The 18,977-nt window shown below is 71.7% G+C and carries 18 protein-coding genes, 1 tRNA gene and 1 rRNA gene; 10 read left to right on the top strand and 10 right to left on the bottom strand.

The features are described 5' to 3' along the window. From rrf to NO900_RS15900, 4 genes are all read left to right on the top strand, one after another. A 5S ribosomal RNA gene (gene rrf / locus NO900_RS15915) occupies positions 1 to 100 on the top strand; the annotation flags it as partial. A 142-nt stretch (positions 101 to 242) separates the two neighbouring features. Further along, positions 243 to 318, top strand: a tRNA-Cys gene (locus NO900_RS15910). Positions 319 to 559: 241 nt separating this feature from the next. After that, complete coding sequence (locus NO900_RS15905; RefSeq protein WP_256410013.1) at positions 560 to 1,405, top strand: hypothetical protein; 846 nt, start codon at positions 560 to 562, stop codon at positions 1,403 to 1,405. Between the two features lie 157 nt (positions 1,406 to 1,562). Next, a complete protein-coding gene (locus NO900_RS15900; protein ID WP_256410009.1) occupies positions 1,563 to 1,772 on the top strand; it encodes a hypothetical protein in 210 nt (69 codons plus the stop codon). A gap of 22 nt (positions 1,773 to 1,794) precedes the next feature. On the opposite strand, the gene NO900_RS15895 is transcribed toward NO900_RS15900, so the two are convergent. Further along, positions 1,795 to 1,941 (bottom strand): hypothetical protein, encoded by a 147-nt coding sequence (locus NO900_RS15895; RefSeq protein WP_256410008.1) that lies wholly within the window; start codon positions 1,939 to 1,941, stop codon positions 1,795 to 1,797. A gap of 147 nt (positions 1,942 to 2,088) precedes the next feature. On the opposite strand from NO900_RS15895, the gene NO900_RS15890 reads away from it, so the two are divergent. Both NO900_RS15890 and NO900_RS15885 read left to right on the top strand, forming a co-directional pair. Continuing rightward, positions 2,089 to 2,703, top strand: coding sequence for a VOC family protein (locus NO900_RS15890; RefSeq protein ID WP_256410007.1), 615 nt, complete (start codon positions 2,089 to 2,091; stop codon positions 2,701 to 2,703). Continuing rightward, positions 2,700 to 3,398, top strand: coding sequence for an alpha/beta hydrolase (locus tag NO900_RS15885; protein WP_256410006.1), 699 nt, complete (start codon positions 2,700 to 2,702; stop codon positions 3,396 to 3,398). The genes NO900_RS15890 and NO900_RS15885 overlap by 4 nt, the downstream gene beginning before the upstream one ends. Before the next feature lie 39 nt (positions 3,399 to 3,437). Here NO900_RS15885 and NO900_RS15880 read toward each other — a convergent pair whose 3' ends face one another. Genes NO900_RS15880 through NO900_RS15865 form a run of 4 tightly spaced genes read right to left on the bottom strand, consistent with a single transcriptional unit; the run spans position 3,438 to position 11,389 of the window. Then, positions 3,438 to 5,516, bottom strand: a complete 2,079-nt coding sequence (locus NO900_RS15880) for a SpoVR family protein (protein ID WP_256410005.1) — start codon at positions 5,514 to 5,516, stop codon at positions 3,438 to 3,440. Beyond that, on the bottom strand, positions 5,513 to 6,898 hold the full coding sequence (locus NO900_RS15875) for a DUF444 family protein (protein WP_256410004.1): 1,386 nt from the start codon (positions 6,896 to 6,898) through the stop codon (positions 5,513 to 5,515). Before NO900_RS15875 ends, NO900_RS15880 begins: the two co-directional genes overlap by 4 nt. Continuing rightward, positions 6,889 to 9,312, bottom strand: coding sequence for a PrkA family serine protein kinase (locus NO900_RS15870; RefSeq protein WP_256410003.1), 2,424 nt, complete (start codon positions 9,310 to 9,312; stop codon positions 6,889 to 6,891). Before NO900_RS15870 ends, NO900_RS15875 begins: the two co-directional genes overlap by 10 nt. A gap of 1 nt (position 9,313) precedes the next feature. Next, positions 9,314 to 11,389 carry a PrkA family serine protein kinase gene (locus NO900_RS15865; protein ID WP_256410002.1) on the bottom strand — a complete coding sequence of 692 codons (2,076 nt, stop codon included), beginning with the start codon at positions 11,387 to 11,389 and terminating at the stop codon, positions 9,314 to 9,316. Between the two features lie 411 nt (positions 11,390 to 11,800). Here NO900_RS15865 and NO900_RS15860 point away from each other — a divergent pair, with 411 nt between their 5' ends. Continuing rightward, positions 11,801 to 12,499: a DUF1028 domain-containing protein gene (locus NO900_RS15860; protein ID WP_256410001.1), complete on the top strand. Its 699-nt coding sequence runs from the start codon at positions 11,801 to 11,803 to the stop codon at positions 12,497 to 12,499. A gap of 29 nt (positions 12,500 to 12,528) precedes the next feature. On the opposite strand, the gene NO900_RS15855 is transcribed toward NO900_RS15860, so the two are convergent. After that, positions 12,529 to 13,386, bottom strand: coding sequence for an endonuclease/exonuclease/phosphatase family protein (locus NO900_RS15855; protein ID WP_256410000.1), 858 nt, complete (start codon positions 13,384 to 13,386; stop codon positions 12,529 to 12,531). Positions 13,387 to 13,841: 455 nt separating this feature from the next. Continuing rightward, the gene (locus tag NO900_RS15850; protein WP_256409999.1) at positions 13,842 to 14,324 is read right to left on the bottom strand and encodes an RNA-binding protein; all 483 of its coding nucleotides are present in this window, start codon (positions 14,322 to 14,324) and stop codon (positions 13,842 to 13,844) included. 135 nt (positions 14,325 to 14,459) lie between these two features. Here NO900_RS15850 and NO900_RS15845 point away from each other — a divergent pair, with 135 nt between their 5' ends. The 3 genes from NO900_RS15845 (at position 14,460) to NO900_RS15835 (ending at position 15,900) form a co-directional block, all read left to right on the top strand. After that, positions 14,460 to 15,059 (top strand): 2Fe-2S iron-sulfur cluster-binding protein, encoded by a 600-nt coding sequence (locus NO900_RS15845; RefSeq protein WP_256409998.1) that lies wholly within the window; start codon positions 14,460 to 14,462, stop codon positions 15,057 to 15,059. A 61-nt stretch (positions 15,060 to 15,120) separates the two neighbouring features. After that, a complete protein-coding gene (locus NO900_RS15840; RefSeq protein WP_256409997.1) occupies positions 15,121 to 15,444 on the top strand; it encodes a hypothetical protein in 324 nt (107 codons plus the stop codon). A gap of 129 nt (positions 15,445 to 15,573) precedes the next feature. Continuing rightward, positions 15,574 to 15,900 carry a NifU family protein gene (locus NO900_RS15835; RefSeq protein WP_099255346.1) on the top strand — a complete coding sequence of 109 codons (327 nt, stop codon included), beginning with the start codon at positions 15,574 to 15,576 and terminating at the stop codon, positions 15,898 to 15,900. 27 nt (positions 15,901 to 15,927) lie between these two features. Here NO900_RS15835 and NO900_RS15830 read toward each other — a convergent pair whose 3' ends face one another. From NO900_RS15830 to NO900_RS15820, 3 genes are all read right to left on the bottom strand, one after another. Continuing rightward, the gene (locus tag NO900_RS15830) at positions 15,928 to 17,016 is read right to left on the bottom strand and encodes a glutamate-cysteine ligase family protein (protein ID WP_303654825.1); all 1,089 of its coding nucleotides are present in this window, start codon (positions 17,014 to 17,016) and stop codon (positions 15,928 to 15,930) included. A 280-nt stretch (positions 17,017 to 17,296) separates the two neighbouring features. Beyond that, positions 17,297 to 18,781 carry a DUF402 domain-containing protein gene (locus NO900_RS15825; protein WP_256409995.1) on the bottom strand — a complete coding sequence of 495 codons (1,485 nt, stop codon included), beginning with the start codon at positions 18,779 to 18,781 and terminating at the stop codon, positions 17,297 to 17,299. Continuing rightward, the gene (locus tag NO900_RS15820) at positions 18,778 to 18,954 is read right to left on the bottom strand and encodes a hypothetical protein (RefSeq protein ID WP_256409994.1); all 177 of its coding nucleotides are present in this window, start codon (positions 18,952 to 18,954) and stop codon (positions 18,778 to 18,780) included. The genes NO900_RS15825 and NO900_RS15820 overlap by 4 nt, the downstream gene beginning before the upstream one ends. Positions 18,955 to 18,977: the final 23 nt, after the last annotated feature.

Below are 18,977 nucleotides of genomic sequence, written 5' to 3'. Positions count from 1 at the left end.
GAACACCCGTACCCATTCCGAACACGGAAGTTAAGCCCGCCAGCGTACCGGGAAGTACTGGAGTGAGCGATCCTCTGGGAACCGCGGGTCGCCGCCTGCCCATTCATACCGGGGCGATCGCCCCACCTCATACGTTTTTCCAGCACCTCCAGACGCCTCTCCGCGAAAACACACCGCCCACCGGCGAGCGGCCCCGTCGTGACCGCTAGGCTTAAACGCTCGACCGCGGTACCTTCGATAGCGCCAAGGTGGCAGAGTCTGGTCAGACGCAGCGGCCTGCAGAGCCGCCCAACGCCGGTTCAAATCCGGCCCTTGGCTTTTTTACTGGTAGTCGTCCCGATAGCGGCCGCCGCGCCGTGGTACTCGCCGGGATCTCCGTGGACTCGCGCGCCGCGCGGACGACGTCGTGCGGTCGGACGCTCCGTTTCGCTCCCGTTCGCGCTCGCCGTTCACCGTGGCGCGGAGGCGGAGCGGTGGCCCGGTTCGGTCGTCCCGGTCGCTCGCCTTAGTAACCGTTATACGCGGGGTGACCCATGCTGAAACCATGCAACGACGCGCTGTGGCCGTGTACGTCGCACTCTTCGTGCTGATCGCGGGCGGAGCGGGCGTTCTCACCGCGACGGCCGACACCCCGGAGGTCGGCTTCGAGAACCCCGACTTCGAGGTCTCACAGGGTGACACGATCGAGGTCGACGGCGAGGAGTACGTCGTCGCCGAGATCGCCGAGGTCGAGGAGGGTGGTGGCGGCGGTCACGGTGGCGGCGGCGCCTCGACGTCCATCGTCGCCACGATCGAGCGCGAGATGACGGTGGAACAGTCCGAGGCCTGGGCGAACGAGTCGACCGTCGAGGTCGGCGACCGGGAGTGGCGCGTGACGATCTCGGGCGAGGATCCGAGCGAGTTCACGCTCGTCGAGGTGCTCGACCGGCAGGCAATCCTCGAAAACGACCCACAGGCCGACAACGAGACCGTCGAGCGCGACGACGGCGAGTACGTCGTCGTCACCGAGGACGGCGAGTCGACGCTCGTCCCGGCGGGCGAGTACTTCCCGGCTCCCGAAGAGCGGTCGTACGCCGCGGGCGACGCCTTCGAGTACGGCGGCAACACCGTGACCGTCGACGACGTCACGGCGGAGCAGGCGGTGGTCTTCTGGGAGGCGACGGAGACCGAGAGCATCGAGATAGAGCAACACTCCCGGGTCACGGTCGGCGAGACGGAGTTCATCGCGCACTTCTCCGACGCCTCGACGATGCAGCTGTCGAGCGACATCGAGGGGTACGAGGCGCAGGTCTCGCAGATCGACCAGTTCCAGCAGTACAACAGCGGGCTGACGCGCGTGCTCGTCCTCGCTCTGCTCTCCTCGCTGCTCCTGCTCGGCGCGGCGTTCATCCCCTCGCGGTACTGATCTCGCCGCCCAGTCGGTCGGACCCGTTTTTGATGGAGCCGTTCGGTCTCCGTCCTCCCGCCTCGCCGTCCGTCCCGCCTTCTCCCGCGAGACGATCCCCGTCGCGGACCGGGACCGCGGGCGACAGCCTATACGTGTCGCGCTCGTTGTGCGAGACGTGAGTTCGACGCGAGGAACGGTGCGACAGCTCGCCCCGCACTGGGCCGCGATGTTCCTGCTGATGGTCGCGGCGCTGTCGCTCGTCGAGCGCGTCGTCGGCGCGCCCGGGCTTCTCCCCTCGGCGGGGGTCGTCGTCGCCGTCGCGATCGGCTACCCCTGCGCCGTCCGGGCGCTCGGCGTCGCGCCGCCGGTCTGGCGGCGCTCCTGACTCGCTTCGCTCTCCGTGTCGCTCAGTCGTCGACCGCGTCGCGGAGCGCGGATCCGAGTCCCAGTCGGGCGGCGCCGACCCCGACCCCGAGAGCGAAGGCGACGACCGCGCTGACGGCGATCCAGAGCGTGTTCGGATGTTCGAGTCCGGCGTGAAACAGTGTCTCCATGCCCGTCGATCCGCCGTCGGTGAGGTAAATCGACCGCTTCGTCGGCGCCGGCCGCCGACGCGACCCTCCCGAGCCGATAACACCGATGTCAGTCGATCACCCGGGGGTCCCTTTCGTTTTTATACGTACTCGTCACGTACGACCGGTATGAGCGACGAGAGCCCGGCTCCGGTCACGACGGAGCTTCCGGACGCACCGTTCCACACCAGCGGCACCGACCACATCACGGTCTGGGGGAGCAACGAGGCCGACACGATCGCCTTCTACCGCGACCTGCTCGGGATGCCCCTCGTCCTCCGGCAGCCGAACCTCGACGACCCGTCGCAGACGCACCTGTTCTTCGACACCGGCGACGGTCGCATCCTGACGTTCTTCGTGAGCGACGACCGTCCCTCGGCCCGCGGCCAGCGCGCCGGCACCGGCGCGGTCCACCACCTCTGTTTCAGCGTCGAGCCCGACGAGTACGAGGACATCATGGCGGCGTTAGCGGAGGCCGGCAAGGGGTACAACGTGTTCGACCGGGGGATCTTCCACTCGATCTACACGCAGGACAACAACGGGCTCGTCATCGAGCTCTCGGCCGACAAGTACGAGATCCCGGACGACCGCAAGGGCGAGGTGCTCGCGACCGCCCAGCGCCTCCGCGAGGAGGACGGCGCCGACTTCGCCCAGGACCGCCACATGGAGGGCGCCCTCGAAGAGCTCGGGCTCCCGGTGAAGAAGCACGACCTGCCGGACGCGGACGCGGGCGTCGGCGTATGAGCGGGCGCGCCCCGCACGCGGGCGACGACCCCCACGCCGACGAGGCGCTGGTGACGGCCGGAACGCCGGTCGAGGCGGCCGACGCCGCGGTCGTCCTCGTCCACGGTCGCGGCGCGACCGCGCGCGGCATCGTCGGCTTCGGCGAGGAGGTCGCCGGCGACGGCGATGTCGCCCTACTCGCTCCTCAGGCGGCCGCCAACACCTGGTACCCGAACTCCTTCCTCGCGCCCGTCGCGGAGAACGAACCCGGCCGGAGCTCCGGGCTCCGCGCCGTCGGCCGCGCGGTCGAGACGGCGACGGAGGCAGGAGTCCCGACCGAGCACGTCCTCGTCGGCGGCTTCTCGCAGGGCGCCTGCCTCGCGAGCGAGTTCGTCGCGCGGAACCCGACCCGCTACGGCGGGCTCGCGGTCCTGAGCGGCGGCCTGATCGGCGAGTCGATCGCCGTCGACGACTACCGCTCCGACGCCGCGGCCGCGGTCGACGGCGACCCGGCCGAGGCGCTCGACGGGACGCCGGCGTTCCTCGGGTGTAGCGACGTCGACCCGCACATCCCGGAGGAGCGCGTCCGCGAGACCACCGCGGTGTTGGAGGCGCTCGGCGCCGACGTCGACGAGCGGATCTACGAGGGAATGGGCCACGGCATCAACGAGGAGGAGACGGACGCGGTCGCCGACCTCGTCGCGGCGCTGTCGTAGGGTCGCGCCCGCTCGTATCGGGGCGCGACCGACCGCTTCTCACGCCAGCCAGTCGTCCGGCTTGGTGTCGTAGTCGACCTCGTCGGCCTCGATCCGCTCGCGGATCTCCGGGTCGAGGTCGTGTTCGGTCACCTCGCCGCCGTCGTACTGGAAGCGCACGCCGACCTCCTCGCCCTCCGGCTCGGCGCCCCGGCGCTTCGCCCGGCGGATCGCCTCGTCGGAGTACTCGACGCGGATCGTCGCGAGGTTCACGGGGCGGCCCCACAGCTCGAAGACGCGTTTCAGCGTCTCCTTCGCCGACTCCTCGTCGAGCGCGACCCCGTTGAACCGGTGGCCGAGCAGGAGCTCGCCCCGGTTCCGGTAGTTGCCGTCGAGCACGACGACCGTCGGCTTGCCGAAGTTCGTGAACTGCAAGAGGAGCTTCCGCCGGACGTCGTCGGCGTCGACGCTGGCGACGCGGTGCTCCTCGGCCGCCCGGCTGTACTCGTAGGTGAAGTAGTTCCCCTCGCGGACGAACTCGTCGGTGAGGAACGCGTCGATGAACGTCACGTCGTTGTGGCTCGCGCGTACCTCTACCATCCGGTCCCAGCCGGCCGCGCGGTCGACGTCCGCGAGCGCCTCGTCGACGGTCGCGTACCGGTCGACGTCGAACATGTACCGGGCGCGCTCGTCGAGCGTCTCCCGCGAGACGTTGCGGAGGGCCCCCCGGTGCTCCGGCCGCGCGAGGACGTAGTGACGCTCCGCGAGCCCCTCGCGCGTCAGCAGCTTCCACGGGTACCGCTCGACGTCCGGGCCCCCGTCGGGACCGGTCTCGGCGTCGTCGCCGTCCGCCTCATCGCTCCGGGCCGAGAGCGCCCGGTCGACCGCCTCGGCGTCGACCCGCGGGTCGCCGTCGGCGGCGAGCTCGGCCAGCTCGTCGAGCGTCGCGGGGCCGGCGCCGGCGATCGCGGGGTGGGGTTCGAGCGCCTCGGCGACCTCGTCGAGGTCGATCCGCGAGTGGAAGTTCTCCGGCGTCACGCCCTCGACGCGGAGCAGCCTGTCGATCACGTCGCGGCGGGCGGCGCGCAGCTCCACGTGCGTCCACAGCTCGAAGCCGAGCTTGTAGGGGTTGAGCCCGGGCGAGCCGAGCACCCGGGCCATGTGGTCCGCGTACGTGAGGAACTCGTCGGGGCCGGCGAACCCCTCGCCGCCCATCATCACCGACTCCCAGTAGGTGGCCCACCCCTCGTTCATCACCTTCGTCTGCTTCTGACCGGCGAAGTAGTACGCCTCCTCGCGGAGCGCGTCGATGACGGTCGTCTCCCACGGCTCGCGGTCGACGGCCTTCCCGCTCTCGGCGTCGTACCGCTTCCCGTGGTCGCGCAGGAACGCGAGCACGTCCGGGCGCGGCTCCTCCGGCTCGACCCCCTCGCCGTGTTCGTCGAGCCACTCGTCGTCGAACACGTCGCGGCGCACCTCCTCGGAGAGGTCGAGCTCCGCGATCCGCTCTTCGACCGCCGCCAGCGGGTCGTCGTCGGGATCGCTCACGTCCTCCGAGACGCCCGGCTCCTCGACCGACCGCGCGGCGTCGACCGGGCTGTGCTGGTCGATGGTGTCCTCCAGCGCGCTCACGGCGTCGATGAGGCGCTCGACCTCGTCGCGGTCGACGTCGGGGCGGTCGGCGATCGACGCGATCCGGTCCGCGTTGCGCTCCAGCCGCGCCGCGGCGTTCGGCCCGCCCTCGCCGCGGTCGGCGTACAGCCCGAACCACCGGTTGTTCGCGAAGAAGTCGGCGTGGGCCTCCACGTGGGTGATGACGGCCTTCTGGTCGGCGGTCGAGTTCGACTCCTGGAGGAACGCGTGGCTCGGGTCGTCGTTGTTGACGATCTCGAACGCCTTCCCGAGCCCGTGGCGGTCCTTCTTGCGCTGGCGCTCGTAGTTCATCCCCCACCGCCAGTGGGGGTACCGCCGCTGGAAGCCGCCGTAGGCGATCAGCTCGTTCATCTCGTCGTGGTCGACGACCCAGTACCGGACCGGGTACGGCTCCAGCCCGAGCCGCTCCGCGAGTTCGCGGGCCTCCGCGGCGGGCTCGTCGAGCGACTCCGCCTCCCGTTTCGCCTCGACGCGCTCGTCCCTCATCGCCGGTCACCCCCGTCGGCGCGCCCGCTCGCCGCCTCGCCGACGGCCGCGTCGTCGCGGTCCGCCTCCGTGCTGAGGATCTCGTAGATGGCGTCGGTGACGTCGTCCGGGTCCGACACGCGCGCGACCGCGACGTCGTCGGCGTCGCCGAGCGCCTCCTCCACCTCGTCCGCGTGGCGCGCGTTCGGCGCGGCGCCGCCGGGCTGGGTCTCCACGTACGCGTGGAGGTTGGCGTCGATCGACTCCATCAGCGGGATCACCGAGTCGGTCGTGTCGCTGCCGGAGTTCTCAGAGTCCCCGGCCGCGAAGACGTAGCGGTTCCACTCGCTGTACGGGTACTCCTCTAAGATCTCCTCGACGAGCTCGTAGGCGCTGGAGATCCGGGTCCCGCCGCCGGACTGGATCCCGAAGAACTCCTCGCGGTCGACCTCCCACGCCTCCGCGTCGTGGACCACGTACCGGAACTCCGCGGCGTCGTACTTCCCCGTCAGGTACCAGTCCATCGGGGTGAAGACGCGCTCGACGAGCTCCCGTTTCGTCTCGCGCATCGAGCCGGAGGCGTCGCGCACGTTCACCACGACGACGTTGCGCTCGCGCTTCTCGATCACCTCCGGGTGGCGGAACCGCTCGTCCTCCCGCCGGAACGGGACGCTGTCGAGCCCCTCCCGCCGGATCCGGTGGCTCACCGGCTCGCGGTCCACCTCGTCGTCGAGCGCCTCGAAGCTCTCCCAGCGGTCGAGCGCCTCGACCGGCTCGCCGCGCTCCTCGGCGAGGGTGGCCGCGGCGTCGGCGATCCACGCGCGGGAGACGGGGACGCCCCGGTCACGCGCCCACGCGAACACGTCGTCCACATCGGTGCCGGCGACGAACAGCCCCTCGCGGACGTACGCCTCGTCGAAGTCGGTCGCGAGGTAGCGCTTCAGCCCGCGCTTGAAGAACTCGTCGACGTCGAGCGTCCCGCGCGGCCCGGCGCGCGCGGTGTCGGTGAAGTCGCCCTCCACCTCCTCGACCACGCGCTTCCCCTTCGGTTCGAGGTCGAGCCCGAGCTCCTCGTCGAGCTCGCGCGCGAACTCCTCGGGGTCCATCTCGTAGTACTCGTGCTCGCCGCCCTCCTCGCCGGGGTCGCCCTCCTCGTCGCCGTCGCCGTCGGGATCGGGGTCGACCGGCTGGCCGGGCTGCGGCTGGCCGCCCTGTCCCTGTCCGACGCCGCCGGCTTCCCGCTGGTCGTACTCGAACTCCGGGAGGTCGACGATCTTCACCGGGATCTTGACCTGATCGGGGCCGGAGCGCCCGAGGTCGCCGTGGCTGATGAACTCCGAGAGGTCCTCGCGGCGCTGCTCGCCGACCTCGCGGAAGCGCTCGCGGTCGTCGGTCAGTCCCACGAGACGCCACCCCCGTTCCCGCCGTCGCGGCCGCCGCGCCGCCCCTCGTCGCCGCCGTCGGCGGCGAGGTCGGCCCACTCGTCGCGGGCGCCGCGCATCACGGCGCGGCTGGTCAGCTCGGCCGACGCGGGGCTGTACCCGCGGTCGACGAGCCGCTCGACCGTCGCCGCCTTCACGCGCTCCGTCTCGGTGTCGGCCGGCGGGTCGGCCCACTCGGCCGGGTCCAGCTCCGGGAAGCGCCGCTTCAGGTCGGCCAGGTCGTTCGCGTCGAGCACCTCGCGCAGCTCGGGGATCTCCCGGAGCTCCACGTCGTCGACGCTGAACTCGTCGCCGCGGTTCCGCCACGCGTACCGGGTGAGCGCCCGGATCACGCGGTCGCGGCGGAACTCGGCGACCGCCCGCGTCGGGTCGGTGCCGTAGTAGTCGTCCTCGTCGAACCGCCCCAGCGTCTCCGTCTCGAACACCTTCATCGCGAGCGCGTCCGGCTCCTCGGGACCGCGCTCCGTCTCCACCGGCTCGTCGGCGTCCCAGGCGTACACGTGCTCGACGTACTCGGCCACCGTCTCCTCCGAGACGGTCGCCTCCGCGAGGGCGGCGTCGATCACGTCGGCGCGCTGGCGCTCCCGGACCCGCTCGGCGACCGGGGCCTTCCGGCTCTCGAACTCCGCGACCTCCGAGCGGGAGAACAGCGGCGCCGCCGAGAGCCCCTCGGCCATCGCGTCGAGCACGTCGGTCGGCGTGACGACGCGCTCGACCGGGAGCTCCGGGTGGCTCCGGTCGGCGTCGCTCCCGAGCAGGTCGGCGACGACGTCGCGGGTGTACGTCACCGGGATCCCGTTCCGACCGTCGCCGTCGCCGAACTCGACGTCGTCGACCGTGACCGTCTCGTCGTCGCCCTCCCGCCGGAGCTCGCCGGTCTCGTACAGCTCCGCCTTCTCGATGAGTCCGATATCGGGCGGCAGGTCCTCGGTGTCGAGCCGGGTGACGACCGCGTACAGCGCCGCCGCGCCGACCGCGTGGGGCGCGAGCTCGCGCTCCGTGACCGTCCCGTCCTCGTCGCGGACGTCGACCGCGAGGGCCGCGGCGCCGGGCTCGTCGGCCGGGTCGCGGGCGGGACCGTCGCCCCCGCTCTCCCCCGTCTCCGACTCGGCCGCTTCGTCCACTCCGTCGACGGTCGGCACGCCCCGGACCCCGCCGACCTCGCGGCGCAGCAGCTCCGCCTCCAGCCGCCGGTTCGTCAGGTAGCGGAACTCGTGCCGGGTGAGCCGGCGCTTCAGCGCCTTCAGGGGGTCGGCGCCCTCGCGGTCGGCGTGGCGGTCGAGCTCGGCGTCGAGGTCGGGGTTCGAGATGACGATGAGCTGGGTGTCGAGGTCCATCCCGATCCCCTTGTCGAGCTTCACGCGGCGCTCGTCGGGGACGTTGAGCAGCCGCCGGAGCAGGTCGGCGTGCTGGCTGGCGTCCTCGACGACGGTGGCGACGCCGTTCCCCTGCGAGAGCACGCCGTCGTAGCTGAACGCCTGCGGGTTCTTCCGGCCGCGCGAGTCGAGCTCGCGGAGCATGCCGCCCATCCACGAGCCGACGAGGCGCTCCTTCGGGGTGCCGTCGTCCTCGGCGTGGAGCACCCCGATCCCCTCCCCCACGTCGACGACGTAGCTCGTCACGCGGAGGTGGTCGCGGTCGGTGATCGCGGAGAAGAGGTCCCGGCGCCCCTCGTCGCGGTACGCCGACTCCAGGTGGTCGTACGCCTCGCGGCTGAAGGGGTCGAGGTCGACGTCGGCCGCGATCGGGTAGGCGTCGTCGTCGACGGCGTCGGCGATCGACTCTCGGACGGCCTCCGGGAACACGGAGAGGGGATGCGCCTGCACCGGGCTGCGGTACCACGCGGAGGCGTCGCCGCCGTCCCCGTACGAGAGGCCGCTCCCCGGGCCGCCGATCCCCCCGGCGGCGCCGGTGACGTTCCACTCGACGGTGTAGCGGCGCCCGGCCTCCGTCTTCGAGAACTCCCGGAGCCCGTTCACCAGGCACCGCTTGAACTCCGACTTCCCGGTCGCGGTGGGGCCGTCGATCCAGACGATGCTCTCGTCGTTGCCGCGGCCCGCGGCGGCGGCCCGGAGGTCGTCGACGAACGCGTTGAGCGCGGCGGTGTTGCCGAGGACGGCGTGCTCGCCGTCGTTGAACGGGTCGTCGAAGAAGCGGTACCGCTCCAGCCGCTCGCCGCGCTCGCGGACCTCGCGGGTGCCCTCGGACTCGATCGCCGCGAGGACGTAGCGCGCGCCGGAGGCGGCCGCGACGGGGTTCTCCAGGACGCGGTCGACGTACTCGTCGAGGCTCATCGGCGGGTCGTACGCGCCGCGGAGGGTCTCGTCGGCCGCTCGGACGAACCCCTCGCCGTCGGGTCGGTCGGACTCGCTCATCTCAGTCCCCGCCGTCCTCGATCTCCGAGCGGGCGACGGCGGCGCCCGCGTACTCTAACACCTCGGCCGCGCCGTCCTCGGAGTAGCCCCGGTCGACGAGGGCGTCGACCCAGGCGCTGCGCTCCTCGTCGTCGAGGTCGGTCGCCGAGACCAGCGCGGAGAAGTTGATGTTGTGCTTCTTGTCCTCCCACAGCTTGCGCTCCAGCGCGCGCCGGAGGCGGTCGTTCTCCTGGGGGTCGAAGTCGCGCCCCTCGCGGGCGCGCCGCGACACCCAGTTCGACACCTCCTGCCGGAAGTCGTCCTTCCGGTCCGAGGGGACGTCCAACTGCTCCTCGACCGCGCGCATGAACGTCTCGTCGGGCTCCGTCTCGCGTCCGGTGAGCTCGTCGTCGACGGTGTCGTCGTCGATGTACGCCATCACGTGGTCCATGTACTTCTCGCCCTGCCGCCGGAGCTCGTCGACGTCGTACGCCAGCGCGTGCCGCACGTCCTCGATCGCGCGCTCGCGGTACTCCTCGCGGACGGTCTCTAAGAGGCGCTCGTAGCGGTCGAGGTCCTCGGCGGCGATGGAGCCGTGCCCGCCGAGGTTCGCCTCGAAGTGGTCGAAGACGGACAGCGGCGAGAGGTAGCCGCGCTCGCGGTGGGTGGCGTCCATGATCGCCTCGGCGATCTCGTCGCCGATGAACCGCGCGGAGACGCCGTCCATCCCCTCGCTCACGTCGGCCTGCTCGGCGGCGTCCTCCCGGAGCTTCCGGCGGTCGATCTCCTCGTCCTCCAACTCCCCGTTGTACACCTTCGCCTTGTCGAGGAGGCTCACCGTCTCGTCTGTCGGCTCCTCCAACCGGGTGAGCACGCCGAAGAGGCCGGCCATCTCCAGCGCGTGCGGCTCGACGTGGACGTTCGGCACGTCCGCGTTGTCGAGCATCTTCTCGTAGATCTTCGCCTCGCTCTCGTACTCCAGCACGTAGGGGTAGTCGATCCGCTTGGTGCGGTCGTTGAACGCCTCCATCTTCTCGTCGCCGGTCTTCTCGCGGTACTCCGGCATGTTCGTCCGGCCGACGATCACCTGGTCGATGTCGATCCGGGGGTTGTTCTTCGGCTTGATCGTCGACTCCTGGGAGGCGTGCAGGAAGTCGTAGAGGAACTCGCGCTGGAGCTTGAGCAGCTCCTCGCCGGAGAAGAGGCCGCGGTTCGCGTTACAGAACGCGCCGGCGTAGTCGAACGCGCGCGGGTCGGACTCGCCGTAGACGGCGAGCTTCGCGTAGTTGACGTCGCCGGTGAGCTCCGTCTCGTCCTGGTTCTTCTTGTCCTTCGGTTCGAAGGTCTCGATGCACTCCCGGCGGTTCTCGTCGGCGACGAGGCGGACGACCTCGACGTGCTCGTCGAGGACGCGCTGCAGGTCGTCGTCGTAGTGCGCGAGCAGCTCGTTCAGGTAGAACTCCGAGGCCGGGTCCGGGTGCTGGTCGTTCCGGAGGCTGTAGGGGGCGTCGAGCCGCTCGTTGAGGTCCTCGATGACTTCCTCGCGCTGCGGGCGCGGGAGGAGCACGAGCGGGTCCTGGTTCATCGGCGAGCGCACCGCGTCGTCGGCCGGGTCCTGGTCGTCGATCACGGAGCAGAGGTCGACCCAGCGGAAGGTGTACATCCGGCCGGCCTCCTCGCGGGTGTACGCCTCGAAGTAGCGGCGCGTGAGCCAGTCGAAGTGCGACTTCCCGGAGCCGACGGGGCCGAGGAGGAGCTTGATCCGCTTCTCGGGGCCGAGCCCGCGGGCGCCGGACTTCACCTTGTTGACGAACTCGTGGATCGACTCGTGGACCTCGCGGCCGTAGAAGACGTTCTCGCCGTCGTGGAGCGGGTCGTCCGCGGCGAGCGCGTACTCCACGACGCCGCGTTCCTCGTCGTATCGGGTGCCGTAGTGGTCGAACATGTCGGCGACGCGCTGGTGGGCGTTCCGCGCGATGCGCGGCTCCTCGTACAGCGCGTCGAGGTACCAGTCGAACGAGCGGGGTTCCCGGAGGTCGTCCGGGACGTTCGTCCGGTACTCCTCGCTGAGCCGTTCGAGCGTGTGTCGGTCTGTCATCGTATCACGTCTCTCGGACGGGCGAGGGGCCTCGCGACCGGACCGCGCGTTCGGACGCGCGCCGAGCGGCGGCGCGGCTCTCCGTGCCGGAACGACGGCTCGTCGAGCCGCGAACGCCGCTGTCGTCGAGGGGGACCCGCCGCGGGTCGCCGTTTCGCCCGTAACCGAGGCTATATGTATGGGAGGGATTCTCAGTCATAAGTGTGTCGCCGGTTCACACGTGCCACGCGACCGCGGATCCCGCCGCGATCTGCGGTTTTTCTCTCGCGTAAATCGCCCGGAACCGCCCCGGAGCGGTCATAAAACCGGGGCGTACGGGCTCGTCGGACCGGCTCCGGCGCACCGCCGTCCGGAACCGGAAACGTCGCCCCCGAGGCGGAGCCTTTTGCCGGTCGCCGACCCACGGCCGGTGTGACGTTCAGCATCTGCGTCCGCGAGCGGTACACCGACGACGACGGCGGCGATCGGGTCCGGTACGGCGTGGCGGTGACCACCCGGCTGCCGGGGGTCGGCGCCCTGTGTCCGTTCGCGTCGGCGGACGGCGCGGTCGCGACGCAGTCGCTCGTCAACGTCGAGCTCGGGCGGAAGGGGATCGAGTACCTCGGCGACGGGCTCGCGGTCGACGACGCGCTGGAGGCCCTGTTGAACGCCGACGAGGGGAAGCCGGAGCGTCAGCTCCACGGCGTCGACGCCGACGGGACCTTCGCGTTCTCCGGCGACGAGTGCCGCGACTGGTACGGCCACGTCGAGGGCGAGAACTACACCGTCGCCGGCAACCTCCTGACGGGCGAGGACGTGATCGACGACGCCGCGGCCGCCTACGAGTCGGCCGCCCACGGCGACGCCCCGCTCGCGGAGCGGCTGATCGACGCGCTCGCGGCGGGCCACGCCGCCGGCGGCGACAGGCGCGAGGACCTCGACGTGCAGTCCGCGGCCCTGCTGGTCCGGAACACCGAGGAGGCCGACGACCCGTACTACGACGACCTCCGCGTCGACGCGAGCGAGACCCCGGTCGCCGACCTCCGCGAGACGTACGAGACGGCGAAGCGCGGCTACGAGGCGGTGCTGGAGAAGTACGCCGACGAGATGGACGCGGGCGGGGACGAGTAGCCCTTCGCTCCGGGGGATCCACCGCCCCCTTACAGCGACAGCCGCGCCAAGATTGGAAGGTGGTCGGATGGGTACCGTCCCCGGTCGTCGCGGTCGGCCAGGGTCGCGAACGCCGCCACGTCGAACGCCGGCGAGACGAGCGCGTGGTCGATCCGGCGGCCGTCGATCAGCCGCGCGAAGTCGGTGAGGCTCGTCTCCGGGCCGTGCCGGAGGTCGGCGACCGCGGCGGCGTCGCGGAGCGCGAGTCCGTCGCCTCCCCCCTTCTCACGGCCTCCGGAGTCCGCATCCGGACCGTCCCCGAGGAGGATCCGGTGCGGGTCCGACCCCGGCGTGCAGTTGAGGTCGCCGACGAGCGCGACCGGCGGTGACCCGGCGGGTTCGCCGCCGCCGAGTCCCGCGCCCCCGTCGGCCAGCTCCGGGAGCCGCTCGCGGATCAGCCGCGCCGACTCGCGCCGCGCGTCAGCGCTGACGTGGTCGAAGTGCGTGTTGACGAGGAGGAACTCGGCGTCGCCGTCCGCGGCGCGGACCCGCGCCCACGTCGCGATCCGCGGGTGGGCGGCGTCCCAGCCGACCGACTGCCGGTCCGGCGTCTCGGAGAGCCAGAACGTGTCGCCGTCGGCGATCGCCCACCGGTCGGCTCGGACCCCGATCGGGCACCCCTCGCCCTCGCCGTCGGCCTCCCGCCCGCGCCCGACGAACTTGTACGCCGGGAGCCGCTCCCGGAGGTCCTCGCGCTGTCCCGGGAGCGGCTCCTGGAAGGCGGCGACGTCCGGGCGGTGGAACCGGACGAGCCGCGCGACCGCGTCGCGGCGGTCGTGCCAGGCGTCGTGGTGATCGCCCCGGTTGGCGTAGCGGACGTTGTAGCTCAGCACCCGAATCGCGGTCATTACCGTGGGGGTCACGGGCGAGGCGATTAAAAGACGCGGAGCGATAGTGAAATGGTTCCGGGCCAGTGGTGAACACTGCCAAAGCCCCAGCCGCTCGGCTGTATGTCGTCGCTATCGCTGGTGCGGTGAACACTGCCAAAGCCCCAGCCGGGAGGACGGCGTACGCTCGCTGCGCTCCTCAGTCGCTCACTTCGTTCGCTCCCTGCGGTGCTTGCGTCACCTACGCCGTCCTCCCGGCTGCCCCTTTGAGTCCCCCCCGACCGCACAGCAACCGCGCCTCACGCCTCCCCAGCCTCGTCGGCGGTCCTTCGCTTCGCTCCGGACCACCGACTCCCTCGCGCGTGCTGACTCGCGGCCTGTCGGCCGCTCGCAGGCACGCGCCACCGCAGTCTTTCGACGGTAAACGGCTACCGTAGCGGTCACTCTGCGTATAAACCACTCTCGCTCCAGGTCGTCTACGCCGAGAACTCGTACAGCTCGTCACCGACGTGGTGGATGGATTCGACGACCTTCCCGCTGTCCCCGACCATGTCGTCGCCGTCGACCATCGCGCGGCCGACCGCGAGCACCTTCCCGTGCGACTCCTCGGCGACGACGACGAGGTCGCCATCGCGTATCGCCGCGTCGGCCTCGACGATGCCGGGCCGCATCACGTCGGCGCCGTCGGAGACGAAGGAGATCGCCCCCGCGTCGACCGTGACGACCCCGGTCTCCGGCTCGTAGTCGTTCGCGCCCCGCACGGTGAGGAACGGCTCGTCGTCGTCGACGTAGAAGACCGCGGGGTCGCCGTCGACCAGGACGAGCTCGTAGCCCGCGTCGACGAACTCGACGAGCTCGAACGTCTCGCCGTCGACGTCGATGCCGAGGTGGTCGGCGACCGCCTCGCGGATCGCCGCGATGTCGTCGCTCCGGAGGTGGTGCCGCGATTTCACTTCCATGGGCGCCACGTCGACCGCTCGGCCGATAAATGGTCCGTTCCGCGGCGCGGCGCGGACTCGGACGCCGCGCCCCGCGGTTCTCGTGCGATCGGACCGATCAAAACGGCCTTAAGCCACCTCTCCATATCTGCTCGTATGCTCAACCCGCTCATTGCGAACGTCGCGAACGCGCCGGCGATCGTTCTCGGGGTGATCGCGACGCTGACCGTCGTCCTCGTTACCAGCCTGAAGGGGACGGGGTGGGAGCCCACGACCGACATCTCGGACGAAGTGCTCGAACGCCGCGCGTCCGCGGTCCCCGAGACCGACTTCCCCGAGCCGGGGAACCGCGCGGTCGGCGGCGGGGGCGGCGGCGGCGCCATCCCCGCCGGCGGCGCCGAGGGCGAGGAGGGCGAACTGGAGGACGGCAGCGCCGTCAGCGCCGGCCCCGCCGACGTGGAGGAGGTCGAGTACTTCGACGTCGAGTTCGTCAAGCAGGGGAAGACGGTCGAGCTCTCGAACGACGAGCCGATCCTCGAACAGGGCGAAGACGAGGGGTGGGACCTCCCGTACGCCTGCCGGCAGGGCCAGTGCGTCTCCTGTGCCGGTCACATCACGGACGGCCCCTCCGAGGACTTCGTCGAGCACGACAACCAGCAGATGTTAGAGGAGGCCGAGCTCGACGACGGTTACACGCTGACCTGCGTCGCGTACCCGCGCGACTCCTTCAGCATCGAGACGGGCGAGGCGCCGTAGTCGTTCCATCCTGGCCGCCCGCTCGCGACACCCTTTTTCGCGTCTCGGCCGAACGGTCGGTATGGCAGTCACCACGGTCCTCGGCGGCGGCGCCGCGCTCCTCGTCGCGGGCGCGGCCGCGCTCGTCTACCGCGACGCCGCCCGCGTCGGCGTCGACTTCGGCTCCCCGTCGCTGTGGGCCGCCCTCCTCGTCGTCACCTCCGGCGCCGCCCTGACCACCGCCCTGCTCGTCCCGGACGCGCCGCTCCCCGGCGTGCTCGTGTTGGCCGCGCTCGGGCCGCTCCTCTACCTGCTCGAACGCGACGACACCGTGCACGGCGACGACCCCGCGGATCCGACCCGGCTCCCGAGCGAGTCGGAGCGGGCGGACGACCCCGACGAGTGACCGTCGGCGTAACCGAAACCAGTTCCGATCCTTCCATCCCGCGGGATCGACGGTGACACAGTTCCTTTCTTTCCTCGGGTCGCCTCGGAAACCGCAAGCTTCCATAGGCTCGGGTGCCAACGGTCGACAATGAGCGACGAGAGCCTCGCGGACCGAGTCGAAGAGTGGATGGTCGGACAGATGCCGATCATCCAGATGCACGGCGGGACGAGCGTCGTGCGCGAGGCGGACCCCGAGAGCGGCGAGGTCGTCGTCGAGCTCGGCGGCACCTGTTCGGGCTGCGGGATCTCGAACATCACGGCCGACAACATCCGCCGCGACCTGATCATGGACTTCGACGAGGTGGAGAACGTGACGGTGCGGACCGCCTCCTCCGGCGACCAGGGCGCCTCCACGGTCGAGGGCGGCCGCGGCGGGGAGCTGAAACACGAGACGGAGTCCGCGAACCACTTCTGACCTTCCGGCCGTCCGCCCGCCCGGCGCTCAGTCGCTCCGGACCGGTCGCCGTCGGCGCACGTCGCGCGCGAGCCGCTCCGCGTAGTCGAGGCGCACGTCCCTCGCCCCGTCCTCGGTGAGCGGTCCCTCCCCTCGCAGTTCGGCCGACAGCGGCTCGTACGGTCCCGGATCGATCCCCATCCGTTCGAGGTACGACCGGACCGCGTCCGAGTCGAGACCGTCGCGAACGGCGTCCTCGACGCGCTCGCGCACCGTCTCGAACGGCGGGAGGACGACGGCCTCGTCCGTGACGCCGTGCGGCTCGTCGCCGACGCGGAGTTCGGCGTCTCCGAGCCGCTCGACGACCCCGACGAGGTCGTCGGCCAGCCGGACGACCTGGCTCGGGAGCGCGGCGTCCGCCGAGCGCCACTCGACCGTCCCGAACTCCCCTCGGAGCTTCACCGGGGTCCACGCCGCGCTCTCCGGGGTGAAACAGGCCTCGACGGCATCCCGGTCGCAGCCGGCCACGACCGCCTCGGTGACGAACGACTCGTACCGACGCTCCAGCCGCGTCGCCCACTCCTCGGTGTCGTCGGCGTACGGCCACAGCTCGCCCTGCCGCGGGAGCCGCTCGTACGCCATCCGCCGGTACAGCAGCGACCGCGCGCCCGCCCCGAGCGGCTCGTGCCCGAAGTACGGCGAGGAGTTGACGAGCGCCAGCGACGGGTCGAGCGCCGTGAGCGCGTTGAGCTGGTCGACCTCGCGCCCCGGTAGCTGCTCGACGTGGACGTGGGTCCCGGCGCAGTGCCGGACGTACTCGAACCGGTCCCCGACGACGCGGTCCTGGATCCGCGCCCGCTCGCTCCCGAGGTCGGCGACGTCGCCGTCGCGGAGCGGCGTCGCGAGCGGCACGAGTCCCTTCCCGAGCTCCTCGGCACGCTCTATGACCCGGCCGAGCCGACCGAACAGCTCCTCGCGGAGCTCCGCCGTCGACTCGCACGGCGTCGTCTTAATCTCCAACAGCGGTTCGACGAACTCGCGCTCGACGCCCGGCGACGCGTCGACGAGCCCGCCCGGACCGGTCAGCCGACCGCGCTCGTCGACCACCCAGTACTCCACCTCGACGCTCCGCCGCATCGGTCCGGTCTCGGACGTCGCGCCCTCGGCGGCGCCACCGGTCACGGTCCGACGGCCGGCGGGTCGGGCCGGCGGTTGACGTTCGCACCGTCGTGCGTGCTATTCACGATCATGATTCTCCGTGCCATGCGGTAGTAATAACGATTGTGTGAAATTAATCTGGAGAACCTTATATGCCGTAATAGACGGATCGAATCGCGGGAGATACGAGCTATTTCTCTCGTATAACCGACCGACCGTCGAGTGCTCTCGTTCCGCGCGGCTCGCGCGTCGCCCTCGGCTACAGCGCGTTCTCCAGCGCGGACGCGACGCTCCGCGCCTTCTCGGCCAGCGGCTCCGGCACGTCGCCGGCCGCCGTCGCGTCCCGCAGTTCGTCGTCGTCGACGCGCTCGACGGTCCCGTCCGGGCGCTTCACCACGTCGACGTGGAGGTCCACGTAGCGGGCGGCGTCCGGGAACACCTCGACCGGGGTACAGACGTTGACGTAGGTCCCGCGGACCGTCCCGTCGCGGCCGCGGTAGGTGGTCGGGTACCACCACCGGCCCTCCTTCAGGCTCGTCTCGGCGACGTCGCCCGCCTCCCGCGGCGTCCCGAGGCCGTCGTAGCTGCCGCCGCCGGTCATCTCGCGCTCGACGGTGACGGCGCCGTCGGGGTCGACCTCGGTGACGGTGCCCTCGCCGAGCGTTATTACCCGACCGTCGGGCTTCCCGTGGTCGATCCGGAGCGCGTCGCCCTCGCGCGGGCCGAACGCGTCCGTCACGACGCCGAACGGGAACGCGGCGTCCGGGTCGGGCTCGCAGAGCGCCTCCGCGAGGTCGACGCCGGCCGAGGCGTCGGCCGACCCCGCCTTCACCCGGTGGTGGCCCGGCATCGTCGCGGTCGCCTCCCGCCGCCGGTCGTCGAGCGCGAACCGGCTCTCGCGGCCGAACCACACCCAGGCGCCCGCGTTCGGCGACGCCACCGGCTCGTCGCGGAGGCGCCCGCGGTCGCCGAGGACGCCGATCCCCCCGGCCGCGTCCACCGCGTCGTCGAGATCTTCGGCGGCCGCGACGGCGCGCTCCAGCCCCGCCTCCAGCGCCTCCGTCCCGGCGTCGACCGCGGGCGGCTTCCAGGCCGCCCGCCACCCGTCCGGCGGCTCCAGCCCGAGCAGGTTGAGCATCCCCGACAGCTCCCGGGCGGCCTCGTCGTCCCGGACGTCGACGCGGGTGCCGGACCCCGGTTCGAGCGCGACGAGGGCGCCGCCCGCGCGCAGCGACCCGTCGAGCTCGGGGCGTCGGTCGGTCCACGGCGCCGCGGACGCGTCGACGCGGACCCGGACCGGGTCGCCGGTCTCGACGCGGTCGTCGACGCTCCCGTACGGGAGGTACCCCTCGACGCTCCCGTCGCTCGCCCCCTCGTCGCTTCCCGGGTCGTCCCCTTCGCCGCCGACGCGGAGCGCCACCACCGCCCCGCCGCCGAGCGTCTCGGTCACCTCGCCGTCGAGCACGGTCCCGGGCGGCGTCGGGTCGTCCCACGCGAGCGCGTCGCGACCGACCCCCGCCAGCCGGTCCCGCAGCGCGGCCACCGCCTCGGCGTCTCCGTGAACGCCGACGCCCTGCCGGTCGCCGGTCGTCCCGATCCGGACGTCCGGCGGCGCGTCCCCGAACGCCGCGTCGAAGCGCCGCCGGATCGGCGGCGAGGCGTCGACGACCTCGTGGCCCGCGTCGAGCGCGAGCCGCGTCAGCGCCGTGGCGTAGATGCCTCGGACGCGGACGGCGGCGGTCACAGCCCCTCCGGGCCGCCCGCGAGGCGAACCCGGTCGCGGACCGTCTCCCCGAGCGAGCGCCCGGCGAGGACGGGCCGTTCGCTCCCGTGGCTGAACAGGTCGAGGTCGGCGGTCGCGTCGGCGTCGAGCCCCGCCTCGCGGAGGGTCCGCCGGGTCCGTGAATCGAAGCGCATACCCTCCCTTCGGGCGCCGCGGT

This window comes from Halorubrum rutilum (assembly GCF_024494565.1).
Note: the sequence above shows the minus strand (reverse complement) of the source record. Positions and strands in the feature narration are given on the sequence as shown.